General features: G+C 54.6%; 10 protein-coding genes. 3 read left to right on the top strand and 7 right to left on the bottom strand.

Going from position 1 to position 15,468, the window contains the following annotated elements; all coding sequences use genetic code 11:
• The first annotated feature begins 130 nt into the window (after nucleotides 1-130).
• Complete coding sequence (locus MWU63_RS14795; RefSeq protein WP_247078534.1) at nucleotides 131-1,234, top strand: efflux RND transporter periplasmic adaptor subunit; 1,104 nt, start codon at nucleotides 131-133, stop codon at nucleotides 1,232-1,234.
• Nucleotides 1,231-4,953 (top strand): efflux RND transporter permease subunit, encoded by a 3,723-nt coding sequence (locus MWU63_RS14790; RefSeq protein WP_247078532.1) that lies wholly within the window; start codon nucleotides 1,231-1,233, stop codon nucleotides 4,951-4,953. The genes MWU63_RS14795 and MWU63_RS14790 overlap by 4 nt, the downstream gene beginning before the upstream one ends.
• A gap of 31 nt (nucleotides 4,954-4,984) precedes the next feature.
• Here MWU63_RS14790 and MWU63_RS14785 read toward each other — a convergent pair whose 3' ends face one another.
• Together MWU63_RS14785 and MWU63_RS14780 are read right to left on the bottom strand one after the other, a co-directional pair.
• The gene (locus tag MWU63_RS14785) at nucleotides 4,985-6,823 is read right to left on the bottom strand and encodes an ABC transporter ATP-binding protein/permease (RefSeq protein WP_213890769.1); all 1,839 of its coding nucleotides are present in this window, start codon (nucleotides 6,821-6,823) and stop codon (nucleotides 4,985-4,987) included.
• Nucleotides 6,824-6,947: 124 nt separating this feature from the next.
• Nucleotides 6,948-8,474, bottom strand: a complete 1,527-nt coding sequence (locus MWU63_RS14780; protein WP_213890768.1) for a LysM peptidoglycan-binding domain-containing protein — start codon at nucleotides 8,472-8,474, stop codon at nucleotides 6,948-6,950.
• Nucleotides 8,475-8,579: 105 nt separating this feature from the next.
• Here MWU63_RS14780 and MWU63_RS14775 point away from each other — a divergent pair, with 105 nt between their 5' ends.
• Nucleotides 8,580-9,134 (top strand): TIGR00730 family Rossman fold protein, encoded by a 555-nt coding sequence (locus MWU63_RS14775; RefSeq protein ID WP_213890767.1) that lies wholly within the window; start codon nucleotides 8,580-8,582, stop codon nucleotides 9,132-9,134.
• Between the two features lie 140 nt (nucleotides 9,135-9,274).
• Here the strand turns inward: MWU63_RS14775 and MWU63_RS14770 are convergent, their stop codons facing one another.
• The 5 genes from MWU63_RS14770 to MWU63_RS14750 form a co-directional block, all read right to left on the bottom strand.
• Nucleotides 9,275-9,883, bottom strand: a complete 609-nt coding sequence (locus tag MWU63_RS14770) for a superoxide dismutase (RefSeq protein WP_213890766.1) — start codon at nucleotides 9,881-9,883, stop codon at nucleotides 9,275-9,277.
• Nucleotides 9,884-9,988: 105 nt separating this feature from the next.
• The gene (locus MWU63_RS14765; RefSeq protein WP_213890765.1) at nucleotides 9,989-10,555 is read right to left on the bottom strand and encodes a sarcosine oxidase subunit gamma family protein; all 567 of its coding nucleotides are present in this window, start codon (nucleotides 10,553-10,555) and stop codon (nucleotides 9,989-9,991) included.
• Nucleotides 10,548-13,559 (bottom strand): sarcosine oxidase subunit alpha family protein, encoded by a 3,012-nt coding sequence (locus MWU63_RS14760; protein ID WP_247078530.1) that lies wholly within the window; start codon nucleotides 13,557-13,559, stop codon nucleotides 10,548-10,550. Before MWU63_RS14760 ends, MWU63_RS14765 begins: the two co-directional genes overlap by 8 nt.
• Nucleotides 13,556-13,888 (bottom strand): sarcosine oxidase subunit delta, encoded by a 333-nt coding sequence (locus MWU63_RS14755; RefSeq protein WP_213890763.1) that lies wholly within the window; start codon nucleotides 13,886-13,888, stop codon nucleotides 13,556-13,558. Before MWU63_RS14755 ends, MWU63_RS14760 begins: the two co-directional genes overlap by 4 nt.
• 238 nt (nucleotides 13,889-14,126) lie before the next feature.
• Entirely contained in the window at nucleotides 14,127-15,374 is a 1,248-nt protein-coding gene (locus MWU63_RS14750; RefSeq protein ID WP_213890762.1) for a sarcosine oxidase subunit beta family protein, read from the bottom strand.
• Between the last annotated feature and the right edge of the window lie 94 nt (nucleotides 15,375-15,468).

Raw genomic sequence — 15,468 nt, 5'->3', positions numbered from 1 at the left:
AACCCTGCTGCAGAAAGGACTATTCTAAACCGGATAGTTCAGAATTTAAGTTGGAACGCATTGTACCAGGAAAATGCGCGCCTACATGCAAAATCACATTGTGCCGTGACGGCAGCCAAACGAGGTTAAGATGCGGTTCTTTTCAGTTCTCACCGCAATTTTAGTGGCGGGATTTCTTTATGCGCTGATTATGGAGCGCGAATCGCTGCTTAGCTTTGCTTCCGGTGATCCGTCGGTGTCGGAAGCCCCCGCCGGCGAAGCCGAAGAAGTGCCATCAGAACCGAAACGGTTGGTCTCGGTTGTCGCATTAAGAACGATGGCTCAAACTGTTGATCAGGCAGTACTTTTACGAGGCCAGACCGAGGCGGCAAGGCAAGTCGAAGTCCGGGCCGAAACGTCGGCGCTTGTTCTTTCTGAGCCGCTCCGAAAAGGCGCCCATGTCGAGGCAGGACAGGTTCTTTGTGAACTTGACCCCGGAACGCGGGTAGCCACGCTTGCAGAAGCAGAGGCCCGCCGCGCCGAGGCACAAATAAATTTCACCGCTGCTGCCAAGCTTGCCGAAGACGGGTTTGCCTCTGAAACAAGGGCGGCTGCCGCGCGTGCCGCGCTTCAAGCTGCAGAAGCCGGTGTGGAGGCCGCCAAAAAAGAAATTGAAAGGCTGCGTTTGCGTGCCCCCTTCGCCGGGCTCCTTGAAACAGACACGGCGGAACTTGGCGCGCTGCTGCAACCCGGTGCGCTTTGCGCAACTGTATTGCAGCTAAATCCGATCAAATTGGTTGGCTTTGTTCCGGAAACAGAGGTCAGCCGCGTGTCCCTTGGTGCGATGGCCGGGTCAAGGCTTGCGACCGGGGATGAAGTCGTGGGTCAGGTCACGTTTCTTTCACGCTCTGCTGATCCGTTGACCCGCACCTTCAGGGTCGAAATTGAGGTTAACAACGTTTCATTGAACATCCGCGACGGCCAAACAGCCGAAATCATTATTTCTGCAGAGGGCACATCGGCGCATTTGCTACCTCAATCCGCCCTGACGCTAAATAATGATGGTCGGCTTGGTGTGCGGCTGGTTGGCGAAGGCGATGTTGCAGTCTTTGCCCCTGTCACAATTTTACGTGACACCATCGAAGGCGTGTGGGTAGCCGGCCTTCCCGACACGGCAAGCGTTATCACCGCCGGGCAAGAGTATGTAACAAGTGGCACCAGAATTGCAGTAACCTACAGCGAGGTTGCGCAATGACAGGTTTGGTCGATTGGGCTGCTGAACACGCCCGAATGGTTCTTGCGTTTATCGTCCTGTCGATTCTGGCTGGTGGGCTGGCCTATGCCAACTTGCCGAAAGAAGGCGAGCCTGACATCGAAATTCCTGCTCTTTTCATTGCGGTTCCCTTTCCGGGGATTTCAGCTGAAGACGCAGAAAAATTGCTGCTGAAACCCATGGAAACAGAGCTTTCTGACCTTGATGGTCTGAAATCCATGACAGGAACCGCTGCAGAGAATTATGCAGGGATCGCGCTTGAATTCGAATTTGGCTGGGACAAGAGTCAGATCATCGCGGATGTCCGCGATAAGATGGGTACTGTGGAGGCAGATTTTCCGGATGGCGCGGAAACCTATACCATTACCGAAATCAACTTTTCCGAATTCCCGATCATCATCGTGAACTTGACCGGTGACGTGCCGGAGCGCACCTTGCTGCGCGTGGCGACCAATCTGCAGGACCGGCTGGAAGGTTTGGAACCTGTGCTTGAAGCCGGTTTGGCCGGTCATCGGGACGAAATGCTTGAAGTGGTGATCGATCCGCTGCGGCTGGAAGCCTATAACGTCACGGCGGATGAGTTGATTGGCGTTGTGACACGCAACAACCTTTTGATCGCCGCGGGCGAAGTTGAATCCCCGACCGGTGCGTTTTCGGTTAAAATTCCGTCTTCATTCGACGAGGCGCGGGATGTTTACGACTTGCCAGTCAAAACAAATGGCGACCGGGTTGTTACGCTTGGCGATCTGGCTGACATTCGACTGACCTTTGAAGACCGTCAGGGAACCGCGCGTTTTAACGGAGAGACAACCGTCGCTTTACAGGTGGTGAAGCGCAAAGGCTTTAACATCATCGATACCGCAGCCTTGGTCCGGGCCGAGGTGGAAGCCGAACGCGCCAGTTGGCCGCCAGAATTGCAGGTCGCGATTGATGTTGGCGCGTCAAATGACCAGTCGCGCACCGTGAACAGCATGGTGCGCCAGCTTGAAGGGTCTGTTCTGACCGCAATTGCACTTGTCATGATTGTGATTCTGGCAACGCTTGGAATCAGGTCCGCGCTGCTGGTTGGTTTTGCGATCCCGACATCGTTTCTGCTGTGTTTTGTTTTGCTCGCGATCATGGAGGTTTCGGTTTCAAACATCGTGATGTTCGGCCTTATCCTTGCTGTTGGGATGCTGGTCGACGGCGCAATTGTTGTGGTTGAATATGCCGACCGGCGTATTTCCGACGGCGTTGGCCCGATGCACGCCTATGTCGAGGCGGCCAAACGGATGTTCTGGCCAATCATTTCATCTACGGCAACGACCCTCTGCGCCTTTCTGCCAATGTTGTTCTGGCCCGGTGTGCCGGGGCAATTCATGGGGATGCTGCCGATAACACTAATCTTTGTGCTTTCGGCATCTCTTGTGGTGGCGCTGATTTATCTGCCGGTGATGGGCGGTGTGTTTGGCCGCGCGTCCCGCACCTTTGGCAGGGGTTCAAACGCGTTAAAAGGGTTGCCATGGCTTGCGCGGGCCTTGCTCGTTCCACCCTCTCTTTACCTCATTTTTCTGGGTGCAATGCTGACTCTAAACCCGGTGAATCTGATTAGCGGCCCGTCCCTACTACCACCGGTGATCAACTTGTTACCGGGCGCTTTGCTGTTCTTTTTAGGAACAGTTCTTTCCTCGATCACGGTTGGCGCAGCTAAAATCGAACGGCGCGCAAAGAAAGTCGACGCGGGCTATCGGCGCTCCTTCTTTGGCTGGTTCATTCATTTTATCGCCGGCAACCCCGTGATGCCGCTGATATCTATTGCTGCGGTCGGTACCTTTGTTGCCGCGACCTTCATCACCTTTGGTGAAAACAACAACGGCGTTGAATTTTTCGTCGACAGTGAACCGGAGCAGGCCATCATCTTTGTGCGCCAGCGCGGCAACCTTTCTCTGGTGGAAAAAGATGCAGCGGTCGCGAAGGTTGAAGAAGTTGTCCTGCAAACCGTTGGCGTGGAAACCGCCTTTGCCTTTGCTGGCGCTGGTGGGCTGACAAACAATGACCGTGGCTCAGGAGCGCCGCTTGATTCAATCGGCCAGGTCCAGATCGAACTTATCCCATGGGAGAACCGCGCAAACGACGCCAACCTTGACGGAGATCTGGTGCTAGAGCGACTGGAGGCATCGCTTGCTGAAATACCCGGAATACGGACGGAAATCCTGAACCTCAGCCGCGGTCCGGCCTCTGGCAAACCTGTTCATCTGCGCCTGAAAAGCGACAATTGGGAAAATCTGCAAACTGCTGCAGGCCTTGTTGCAGACCGCTTTGAAAACACAATCGGATTGGCTGACGTCGAAGACACCCGCCCCCTGCCTGGCATCGACTGGCAAATTAACGTGGATGTCGAAAAGGCTGGACGCTACGGCGCCGATGTTGCGACTGTCGGCGGAATGGTTCAACTCGTCACGCGCGGTCTGCTGCTTGACACGATGCGCGTCGACAGTTCGGACGAAGAAATCGAAATCAGGGTGCGCCTGCCCGAAGCGGACCGGGTGCTATCAACACTTGATACTCTAAAACTGCGTACCTCTGACGGGCTCGTCCCGCTTTCAAATTTCATCACCCGTGAGCCGGTTCAAAAACTTGGCCAGATCGACCGGGCAGAGCAAAGCCGTTACTTTGATGTTAAAGCAGCCGTAGACGATGGGTTATTTAACGAAGAAGGCGCACCGATAACTGCGAACGAACGCATCGCGTTGCTGACAAGCTGGTTAGAAACGGAACGCCCCCTGCCACAAGGCGTGAGCTGGGAATGGACGGGCGATCAGGAAGAAGAAGCCGAATCCGGCGCGTTCCTTATGAAAGCTTTCGCAGGTGCGCTGGCACTGATGTTCATTATTTTGCTGGCGCAATTTAACAGTTTTTACAATGCCACACTCGTTCTATTGGCGGTCGTTCTGTCCACGGCTGGTGTTCTGATCGGAATGCTGGTGATGGATCAGGCCTTTTCAATCATTATGACGGGCACCGGCATCGTTGCGCTGGCCGGGATTGTCGTGAACAACAACATCGTGCTGATCGATACCTATCAGGAATATAGCAAGTACATGCCGCGGATTGAGGCGATTACCCGAACGGCACAGGCGCGTATTCGCCCTGTTCTGCTGACAACGATCACAACAATGGCAGGACTTGCGCCAATGATGTTCGGTCTGTCGCTCGATTTTTTGAATGGTGGCTATTCGATCAACAGCCCAACGGCGCTCTGGTGGAAACAGCTTGCAACAGCTGTTGTGTTTGGGCTTGGCATTGCAACTGTGCTGACACTGATTTTTACGCCATCAATGCTCGCACTGAGGGTATGGATATCAATCGGAGCCTACAAGTCTTTCGCAGGTTTAAAAGCGCTTTCCATGGGCCAATCGAGCCGCGCTGCGCGTGACATCGCGCTCAATCGGGCTGCTCGCAAAATCAAACATCCGGAAATCCTTTGGGAAACAGACGTTATGGTCGACGTAGAAGCCGCTGTTCAGACTGACAAAAAGGCTGAAACAGTAGCTGAGGTGAAAGATGTTAAAACGTCAAAAGCAAAGGCGAGCCCTAAACCCCGCAGGAAACCCACGGCTAAAGCAAAAGCGAACACGAACGCAGAGCCTGAAGCCGCTGAGAGCTCCCAAAATCAGGATAACGCCGACAAAGCGACCCTTCCCATTAAAGCTGCGGAATAATTCATTTCGTATCGCCACGCCCTCCGGGCGATCAGGCAACAGCGATAACGTCGTCTTCGCCCTGCTGTTGGCGGTGCCACATCTGCGAATAACGCCCACCACGTTCCAATAGCTCTTCATGGCGGCCCTGTTCGACAATTACCCCATTTTCCAGAACCACAATCTGGTCTGCGTCTGCGATGGTGGACAGGCGGTGGGCAATCGTGATCACCGTGCGCCCCTCAGCCATTTCATGCAGGGAATCCTGAATATTGCGTTCTGTCTCGCTATCAAGGGCGCTTGTCGCTTCATCCAGCAACAGGATCGGCGGGTTTTTCAGCAGCGTCCGGGCGATACCAACACGTTGCTTTTCGCCACCGGAAAGTTTTAGGCCACGTTCTCCCACAGTGGTTTGATACCCATCGGGAAGGCTTTTGACGAAATCATGGATTTTGGCTGCCCTGGCCGCGTCTTCGACTTCTTCCCGGCTCGCATCTGGCTGGCCGTAGGCAATGTTGTAGTAAATTGTATCGTTGAACAGAACGGTATCCTGCGGAACGACGCCGATTTGGGCATGAACGCTCTGGCTTTTGACATCGCGCACATCCTGACCGTCTATGCGTAGCGCGCCGTCAATCACATCATAGAACCGAAACAACAAACGCCCGATGGTTGACTTCCCTGATCCTGAAGGACCCACGATTGCCAGTGTTTGCCCGGCTTTGACCTTTAGGCTGACGCCTTTCAGAATTGGGCGTGACGGCTCGTACCCAAAGACCACATTGTCAAAGCTGACTTCCCCATTCGTAACCGAAAGGGCTTTGGCATTGGGTTTGTCTTCGATCTCTGCGGGTTGTTCCAAAAGGTCAAACATTTCCCCCATATCAACCAGCGCCTGACGAATTTCGCGGTACACGGTACCCAGAAAATTGAGCGGCATGGTGATCTGAACCATATAGGCGTTGACCATAACAAAGTCGCCAACCGTCAAATCACCTGACTGAACACCAATCGCCGCCATGACCATCACCCCCACCAATCCGGAGGTGATCAGCAAGGACTGGCCAAAGTTCAAAAACCCAAGCGAATAAGATGTTTTGAGCGCCGCAGCCTCATAGCCTTTCATTGAGGCGTCATAGCGCGTGGCCTCTCTCTCTTCAGAGCCAAAGTATTTCACCGTTTCAAAGTTCAGCAGGCTGTCGATCGCTTTTTGATTGGCATCAGTGTCCTGATCATTCATTTCTTTTCGAATTTTGACGCGCCATTCAGTGACTGAAAATGTGAACCAGATATAAAGCGAAATCGTAACAACAACGACTGCCAGGTACCAGACATCAAACACAAAAAACAAAATTGCTGAAATCATCAAAAGTTCCAGCACAAGCGGGCCGATGCTGAACAAAAGGAAGCGCAGCAGAAAATCAACGCCCTTCACACCACGTTCGATAATGCGGGACAGGCCACCGGTTTTACGCCCGATATGATACCGCAACGAAAGACGGTGCATATGGCGGAATGTCTCTAGCGCAAGCGAGCGGAGCGCGCGTTGTCCGACCTTTGCGAAAATTACATCGCGAAGCTGTTGGAAACCCACAGTAACCAGACGGGCACCCCCGTAAGCCACCGTCAGACCGACGGCACCGACACCCAGCATCCAGGGGGCGTCCGTACCATCCCCGGCCAACACATCAACTGCCGCTTTGTAAAGAAATGGGGTTCCCACCGCGACAACCTTCGCCAGCAGCAACATAAACATTGCTGCGAAGACCCGAAACTTTACCCAGCTCTGATCGGCTGGCCACAGGTAGGGCACAACCTTTTTAATCGTGCGCAACCCACTGACACGGGCAGTATCGCTTAGGTTTGCATCCGTATGGGTTAATCTGCGCATTCTGCGGTCTCCGCCTGCCTGAACGCAGAAAGTAGTCACCCTCGTCCGGGATTGCCAGTGGATTAACACATATTAACAAGCAGTGTCGCTGCAGCTTACATGCGGAATTGTTTTGGTCGCAATCTCAATTCGGTACAGTGAAAATCTGGCCGGGATAGATCAGATCAGGGTCACGAATACGATCTTTGTTCGCCTCGTAAACCCGAACATAAAGCAACCCGTCGCCGTAGTTTTCCTTGGCAATCCCCCAAAGTGTGAAGCCGGGCTGCACGGTTACTACACTTACTTGAACACGGCTTGCCGGTGCCGCTGTCGCAGTCACTGTTTCTGACGCAGATTCCGTCTCCGTCTCAGCTACTGTTTCAGCGACTGTTTCAGCTTCTGCAGCCGCTGCGGCTTCGTCGCGCGCAGCAGCTAAGACCTCTGCAGCTTCGCGTTTGAAAGGAGTTTCCACCCGTGATGTCACCGCCCCTGCTTCGTTCAGCTGATCAATGCGCATTGCATAGACGCCAGGTTCGATTCCAGACAGTTCGACCGACCAGTTACCGTTATCTTGTATTTCTGTCGCTCCAACCGGCGCGTTGTTCAGATAAATCCTGATAAAGCTGTTTTCCTCACCCCTGCCGCTAACAGAGACTTCTCCTGCAGCGCCGTAAGAAATGGCGTCAATTATAACATCTTGCAAAACGTCGGGTTTTGGAATTGCAGGTTGTAAGACGCGCACACCGGTTGCATCAGCCAGCAAAACGGCTGGAGCTACTGGTTCTGGATCGGCAGATTCAGTTTCTACTGTTGTTGTTTCGGTTGCCGCTTCTGCAACTTCAGCAACCGGCTCTGAGATCTCTTCAACCTCTAGCGCCGGATCTGGCGCGTTTTCCTCAGTTGCTATCGTCGCGCCTTCGCTTGCGGACGCTGTCTCATCGACTTCATTTTCTGTCTGCGTCGAGTCAGCCATTGCCACATCAACACCTGTTGCATCTGCCTCCGCTGCAGCTTCATCTTCAGGCAGTGTTTCTTCCTGTGTCACTGCCTCTTCTGCCGGGGCTTCTGCGACAACAACAGGGGCAGGTCTTGGTGCTAAGATAACATTCTCGTCGGACACTATCGTCTGACCGTTCGCATCAGTTGCCCGCAACGTCAAAACCTGTGGAAGATCGCTTGGTTCAATATCAAACAAAGCGACAAATTTTCCCTGCCCATCGGCAACCGCTTCTGCCGCGACGCTACTATCAACAAGAATTTCGACAGACGATCCAGCGGGGGATTGCCCGGCAATCAACGCAGCACCGTCCGGATCAACGCGCACAACATCAAACGTCGGCGGCTCGGGCGTTACATCAGCCTCGGTCGCTGTGTCGTCGACCGGCATTTCGCTGACAACTTCTTCTGTCATTTCAGCCTCTTCAACCGCTGCCGTATCGTCAGTTGCTTCACCTGCACCCGTTGCACCGTTGTTTTCCGAAGGCTCTGAAGCCTCGGGCGCCACCAGCGCGACTTGTTCTGTTTCTCTGTTTCCTTCTGCTATCACAACGGGTTCGCGTGCAGCTTCCAACGCCTTATACCCAAAATGCCCCAGGAATGCCGTAGCGGCGGCAACGGTGCCACCAACTAGCATTCCTTTACTTACACCGGAAAGTTTTCCGTCTGCCATTCCCCAATCTCCAAGATAACGCCGCCCCCCCAAAGAGCAGCGCTTGTACGACCATAACAACGCAGGTATCACGGGTCAAAACAACCCCTTTCATAGGCCTGTGCTATGCTTCCGTTTTCTGTCTGTGTCTATTGTGGTTCCCGAAAAGGTGAAAACCCGGCATTCGAAACCGCGGCAATCGAACTTGGCGAATCAATTGCAAGGGAAAACTGGCGTCTCGTCTATGGTGCCGGTGATGTCGGGCTCATGGGCGCCGTTGCAAATGCCACGCAAAAGGGCGGTGCCGAGACTTTCGGCGTAATCCCTGTCCACCTGATGCAGCTTGAGGTCGGGAAACGCGATCTGTCACAATTCATTGTGACCGAGAACATGCATGAACGTAAAAAGATCATGTACATGAATTCAAACGCAATAATCGTACTGCCAGGCGGCGCCGGTTCATTGGACGAATTTTTCGAAGTTCTAACATGGCGTCAGCTTGGACTGCACCAAAAACCGATCTTTCTGCTGAACTTGGACGGCTATTGGGATCCGCTCATTGCCTTGCTTGATCATGTAATTGTCGAGGGGTTTGCGGACCCTTCGCTTACAACCTACCTGCGCAGTGTGAACAGCGTTGAAACACTTGTCTCCGAGCTAAAAACCACAATTCCTTCTTAAAACGCTCTGCACCTCTGCAAGAACAGCTTGTCTGTCACGGCACTCGATACCCACACTAAACACGAAACCCCGCAGTCTTGGCTGCGGGGCTGAGATATGTCTTGATCCGGGCCACAGGCCGGATCTCAATTCTTCAAAATTCAGGCGTTAGAAAGACGCTCAGCCACGTTTTCCCAATTGACCAGATTATCAAGGAAGTTGGTCAGATAAGCCGGGCGCTTGTTGCGGAAATCGATGTAGTAGGAATGTTCCCAAACGTCACAGCCAAGCAGCGCTGTCTGGCCAAAGCACAGCGGGTTCACGCCGTTTTCCGTTTTGGTCACTTTCAGGCTGCCGTCTTTGTCAGCGACGAGCCAGGCCCAGCCAGAACCAAACTGGCCTGCACCTGCAGCGCTAAACTGCGATTTGAAATCATCAACGGACCCAAAGGCGTCCGTGATACGTGATTGCAGCTCACCCGGCATTGCTGATTTGCCCGGACCCATCATTTCCCAGAACTGGTTGTGGTTCCAAAGCTGGCTGATGTTGTTGAAAATACCGTTCTGCGCAACAGACAACGCGTCATAGGTACCAACGATGATCTCTTCGAGAGATTTGTCCGCCCACTCTGTGCCATCGATCAGCTTGTTGCCGTTATCGACATAAGCCTTGTGGTGCAGGTCATGGTGATATTCGAGTGTTTCTTTCGACATACCGGCGTCAGCCAGCGCATCATGGGCATAAGGAAGTGAAGGAAGTTCGAAAGCCATTGTTGGACCCCTTTGTTCGCGTGTGAAACTCATCGTCTAAATGGCGGTTAGCTGCCCCAAAGGTCAAGGGGCAAGCCAGAGATTTCCAACAAACCTGCGCACCGTTCAGAGGTAACCCACCTCGGACCCCGGCTGCGCCCCGATTTTGAGAACGCCAAAGACATAATCGGCGACTGACCGAAAGGCGACCAGTGTAAATTCATCCTCGCCGGACATCCAGAAGGCTGCCGCAACCTGTGCAATCCGGCTGCGGCGCAGGTCACCTTCTCCAAATGCATCAGATGACAAATCAACCGGGGCAACCTTGGCCAGCACTTCGCGTGCACCAGCACCCTTCAGGCGAAACATGACCCGAGCGTCCGAAACATTGACCGCCATGAAATGTGCCTTGGCGAGCGTTTTTTGCAGGCCAGTAACGGTCTTTTCAACCTGAGCGTACGGCACGAGTAGCAAAAGCTCGTCCGGCGACATCCAGCCAGCGCCCTTGCCGTCGGCCATAGCCATCTTACGCTGTTCAGGAACGCCCACCCCTACGGCAGTTTTGACAGCTTTTTTGATCGCGGCAGAAGACAGATCACCGCGTAGCGTGATCATGCCCTGAAGGCCCATTTCCGTGACCTCGACAAAGCCCGCGTAGCTTGCGTTATTCAATGCGCTGACTGCTTCAGACATTTTGCTTCTCCCCGTCTTTGTCGTAGAAAACCGGATCAACGATCTTCGCCTTCACCATGGTCTGATCGGTTTTGCCGAATTCGATGACTTCCCCCATCCGGTCCGGTCCATGCAGAACCAACCCCATGGCGATGCCACGGTTGAGCGTTGGGGAATGATAGGTCGAGGTCACCCGCCCAACCATGTTGCGCTGAGCGTTATCGTTGTTGCCCGGCGCGATCGCGTAGGCGCCATCTGGCAGCACAGACCCGTCAAGCGTTTCAAGCCCGACCAGTTTCCAGCGGTTCGGGTCGGTCATGTGACTACGCTGTTGCGCACGTTTGCCAAGGTAGTCTTCTTTCTTCTTGGAAAGCGCCCAGTTCAAACCCAGATCCTGCGGAATGATCGTGCCATCGGTTTCGTCACCGATCATGATAAAGCCTTTCTCGGCCCGCATGATGTGCAGCGCTTCCGTGCCATAGGCCATCGCACCAAACTCGGCCCCGACTTCATGCAGCGCATCCCAGAATGCCCGCCCCTGCGAGGCAGGCACCGAAATTTCATAGGACAATTCGCCTGAGAACGAAATCCGGTAAACCCGCGCATCAAACCCGCCGATCTTACCTTCGTTCCATTCCATGAAGGCCAGCGCCTCTTTGCTAACGTCCATACCCCCCAGTTTTTCAAGAACCTTGCGTGCGTTGGGGCCAACAACTGCGATCTGCGCGAATTGTTCGGTCAGGTTGGCGACATAGACTTTCCAGTCCCACCATTCGGTCTGAAGCCATTCTTCCATCCAGGCGTGAATGCGGTCTGCCCCGCCAGAGGTCGTGTGGCAAAGCCATGTATCCTCGTCGATGCGCGCGACAACACCATCGTCGGACAGAAAACCGTTCTCTGAACACATCAAGCCATAGCGGCATTTGCCGACTTTCAGGTTCGACATCATATTGGTGTACATCATGTCGAGGAAGCGGCCTGCGTCCGGCCCCGTGACCACCAGCTTGCCAAGTGTCGATGCATCAAGCAGACCTAGGTTTTCACGTGTGTTTTTCACTTCACGGTGCACAGCCTGCTCAACGCTCTCACCAGACCGCTGAAAGCAGTAAGGACGCCGCCAGTGACCGACAGGTTCCCAATAAACACCGTTTTTTTCGTGCCAGCCGTGTATCGGGGTTTTGCGCAGGGGTTGGAAAATCTCGCCCCGCGCCTCACCCGCAATCGCTCCCATCGAGATCGGCGTGTAAGGCGGGCGGAAGGTCGTGGTTCCAACTTGCGGAATATCAGCATTCAGGCTGTCGGCCAGAATTGCCAGACCGTTGATATTGCTTAGTTTACCTTGATCCGTCGCCATACCAAGCGTTGTGTAACGCTTGGTGTGCTCAACAGATTCGTACCCCTCGCGCGCGGCAAGCTGAACGTCGGAAACCTTAACGTCGTTCTGATAGTCGAGCCACATTTTCATCCGTGCCTTGGGGCCAGCGCCCTGTGGCATGATCCAGACCGGTGAAAGAGCAGCTTCGTCAACCTGCACGGCTTTCGGTGCTGCTGTGCGTTTCGCAGTGAAGCCGGCAGCTTTGGCCGCTGCTTTACCTGCCTTATCTGCATCCACCAGAACATCGGCCGTTCCCATAGCGCCATTGGCGATCCCTGCGGGAACGACAAAGGCAGCGCCATCAGCACCTGTTGGCGCACGGTCCGCGTCGGGGCGGAAATGGGCCTGTTCGGTATCCCAGATCAGCTTGCCACCGCAGTGTGACCAGAGGTGCACCACAGGGGACCAGCCGCCGGACATGGCAACCGAATCACATGCGATTTCTTCCAGAACCGCGCCTTCGCCTGCTTGCTGACAAATCGCAACACCGGTCACGCGTTTGCCGCCTTTGACCTTGGCAATTGCTTTGCCAGTCTCGATCCGTATGCCAAGTGCGCGTGCCTGATTTGGCAAGTCGCCGTTAGCCTCGGCTCGGGCATCGATGATGACAGGAATATCAAGCCCCGCTTCTTTCAGCGTAATCGCTGTTCTATATGCATCGTCATTGTTGGTGACAACAACCGAGCGGTCGCCAACCGACACGCCCCAGTTAACCGCATAGTCGCGTACAGCACCTGCCAGCATTACGCCGGGAATGTCGTTTCCAGCAAACGACAATGGCCGCTCAATCGCACCAGTTGCCGTAACAATCTGCTTTGCGCGCACCCGCCACAGGCGGTGACGCGGACGCCCGTCGCCCGGAGTATGGTCTGCGACCTGTTCATACGCCAGCACGTAGCCGTGGTCATAAACACCTGAACCCATGGTGCGCGTGCGGACAGAAACATTGTCCATCGCTGCGAGTGCAGCAAGCGTTTCTGTGATCCACTCATCCGCCGGCTTGCCGTCAATCTTTGCCCCGTCAACCGGCGCACGACCACCCCAGTGTCTGGTTTGCTCAACAAGCAGAACCTTGGCGCCAGAGTCACCCGCTGCTTTCGCAGCCTGAAGACCGGCGATACCGCCACCAATGACCATTACGTCCACATAGGCGTAGAAATGTTCGTACCGGTCGGCGTCGCGGTCCTTTGGTGCTTTACCAAGACCCGCTGACTGGCGGATGATCGGCTCAAACACATGCTTCCACGCGGCACGTGGCGCCATGAAGGTTTTGTAGTAGAACCCGGCTGGCAGAAAGCGTGCGACGTAGTTATTTGCAACACCCACATCGAACTCAAGACTAGGCCAGTGGTTCTGGCTGGTCGCCGTCAGACCATCAAACAGCTCTGTCGTGGTGACGCGCTGGTTTGGCTCGAAACGTCCATCCTGCCCCATGTTCACAAGCGCATTCGGCTCTTCTGCACCGCTCGCGATAATCCCGCGTGGGCGGTGATACTTAAACGACCGGCCAACCATCATCTGATCATTGGCAAGCAGGGCAGCGCCCAGCGTGTCGCCCTCAAATCCCTTAAGGCGCTTGCCGTTAAAGGTGAATTCCACGGCCTTGCTGCGGTTCAGCAGGCGGCCAGCGTTTGGCAGACGTGTGCTCATTTTTCGGCTCCATATCCGGGCCATTGGGGGCGTTTCTTTTTGATTTTCGCGAGCAGTGCCTTTGGTGGCTCTGTCGTTTGCGCGCTGTAGGTGCCGAACACCTCAAGCGTCATGGTGCAGCGCGCGGCATGAAACCACTTGCCGCAACCATTCACATGCCGCCAGCGTTCAAAGTTCACCCCCTTGGGGTTTTCACGCATAAACAAATAGCCTTCAAAATCTTCGTCCGAAGAGGCTGGGCCAAAGCGTTTCAGATGCGCCTCGCCCCCGCCGTGGAGTTCGGTTTCTTCGGCGGCCACGCCGCAATATGGGCAGTCTAGAGTCAACATTGCATCAACGCTCCAATTGGACCATTCTTGATGGCATGAGTATCGGTTGGATTATAACTATTTTGACTTTGGGGCTGGTGGTTTTCGGATGTGTTCTGATTGTTCGCCGTGAAAAACGCGCGCAACAACAACGCATTGCGAACCAAAAGCACGAAGCTCATAAACCCAACGCTGGCCTTAACCGCGCTGAACAAATCAACAAAGGTGGATTCGGAGGAGATACCAGTCAATTGTAGCATCAGTGCGCCACCCCCGCAGCAACGCTTTCGTCGATAAACCGACCCTCTTTGAAACGGTCCATACCAAAGGCAGCAGCCAGTGGTCCGGGTTCCCCTTTGGCAACCAGTTCCGCCATCGCCCAGCCAGACCCCGGAATGGACTTAAAGCCCCCGGTTCCCCAGCCGCCATTCATGAAGCAGTTGCCAAGCGGTGTCTTGGTGATGACCGGTGAACGGTCACCCGTTACATCCACGATCCCACCCCACTGGCGCAGCATTTTGAGGCGTGAAATCATCGGGAAGGTTTCGACCAATGCGCGCACGGTTTCCTCGATATGATGGAACGAACCACGTTGGGTGTAGTTGTTGAACCCGTCTGTGCCGCCGCCAATCACCATTTCGCCTTTGTCAGACTGGGACATGTAGCCGTGCACGGTGTTGGCCATGACCACCACATCCATGCAAGGCTTGATCGGCTCAGACACCAAAGCCTGAAGCGCGACAGATTCCATTGGCAGACGGAAGCCAGCCATACCCGCCAGCTCACCGGAATGCCCGGCAACAACAATCGCCAGTTTATCGCAGTCAATCGCGCCTTTGGTTGTGTCAACGCCAACCACCTTACCAGCGTTCTGACGAACACCCGTAACTTCGCATTTCTGGATGATGTCCATACCCATGTCTGAACAGGCGCGTGCATACCCCCATGCAACGGCGTCGTGACGTGCTGTGCCGCCACGCGCCTGCCACAGTGCGCCAAGCACCGGATAGCGGGGGCCATCGATGTTTATGATCGGACACAGTTCTTTCACGCGCTGAGGGCCAATGAATTCTGTCTTCACGCCCTGATAGGCGTTTGCATGTGCTGTGCGTTCATAGCCGCGGATTTCTGACTGGGTTTGCGCCAACATCATCACACCACGCGGGCTGAACATCACGTTGTAGTTCAGATCCTGTGACATGGTCTCGTAAAGGCTGCGCGCCTTTTCATAGATCGCGGCAGAGGGGTCCTGCAGATAGTTCGAGCGAATGATCGTTGTATTCCGGCCCGTGTTTCCGCCACCCAGCCAGCCTTTTTCGATGATCGCGACATTTGTGATACCAAAATTCTTACCAAGGTAGAATGCTGTCGCAAGCCCGTGCCCACCGGCACCGACAATAACAACATCATACCGTTTTTTAGGCTGCGGAGAGGCCCAGGCGCGCTCCCACCCTTGATGGTAACGAACAGCTTCACGGGCGACTGCAAAGGCGGAATAGCGTTTCATTGGCACGTCCAGATTGGGGAAAGCAGGCCCATACCTGCCTATCCTTCCTTGTGCGGCAGAACTCGGCTGCTAAGGACACCCCCAGCGGCATAAA

The sequence above is a fragment of the Pseudohalocynthiibacter sp. F2068 genome (assembly GCF_023015645.1).
Classification (GTDB): Bacteria; Pseudomonadota; Alphaproteobacteria; order Rhodobacterales; family Rhodobacteraceae; genus Pseudohalocynthiibacter; species Pseudohalocynthiibacter aestuariivivens.
Note: the sequence above shows the minus strand (reverse complement) of the source record. Positions and strands in the feature narration are given on the sequence as shown.

Excerpts from the sequence above, each read along its gene's own strand:
- MWU63_RS14795 (WP_247078534.1), top strand. The coding sequence starts at position 131 with ATGCGGTTCTTTTCAGTTCTCACCGCAATTTTAGTGGCGGGATTTCTT.
- MWU63_RS14790 (WP_247078532.1), top strand. The coding sequence starts at position 1,231 with ATGACAGGTTTGGTCGATTGGGCTGCTGAACACGCCCGAATGGTTCTT.
- MWU63_RS14785 (WP_213890769.1), bottom strand. The coding sequence starts at position 6,823 with ATGCGCAGATTAACCCATACGGATGCAAACCTAAGCGATACTGCCCGT.
- MWU63_RS14780 (WP_213890768.1), bottom strand. The coding sequence starts at position 8,474 with ATGGCAGACGGAAAACTTTCCGGTGTAAGTAAAGGAATGCTAGTTGGT.
- MWU63_RS14775 (WP_213890767.1), top strand. The coding sequence starts at position 8,580 with ATGCTTCCGTTTTCTGTCTGTGTCTATTGTGGTTCCCGAAAAGGTGAA.
- MWU63_RS14770 (WP_213890766.1), bottom strand. The coding sequence starts at position 9,883 with ATGGCTTTCGAACTTCCTTCACTTCCTTATGCCCATGATGCGCTGGCT.
- MWU63_RS14765 (WP_213890765.1), bottom strand. The coding sequence starts at position 10,555 with ATGTCTGAAGCAGTCAGCGCATTGAATAACGCAAGCTACGCGGGCTTT.
- MWU63_RS14760 (WP_247078530.1), bottom strand. The coding sequence starts at position 13,559 with ATGAGCACACGTCTGCCAAACGCTGGCCGCCTGCTGAACCGCAGCAAG.
- MWU63_RS14755 (WP_213890763.1), bottom strand. The coding sequence starts at position 13,888 with ATGTTGACTCTAGACTGCCCATATTGCGGCGTGGCCGCCGAAGAAACC.
- MWU63_RS14750 (WP_213890762.1), bottom strand. The coding sequence starts at position 15,374 with ATGAAACGCTATTCCGCCTTTGCAGTCGCCCGTGAAGCTGTTCGTTAC.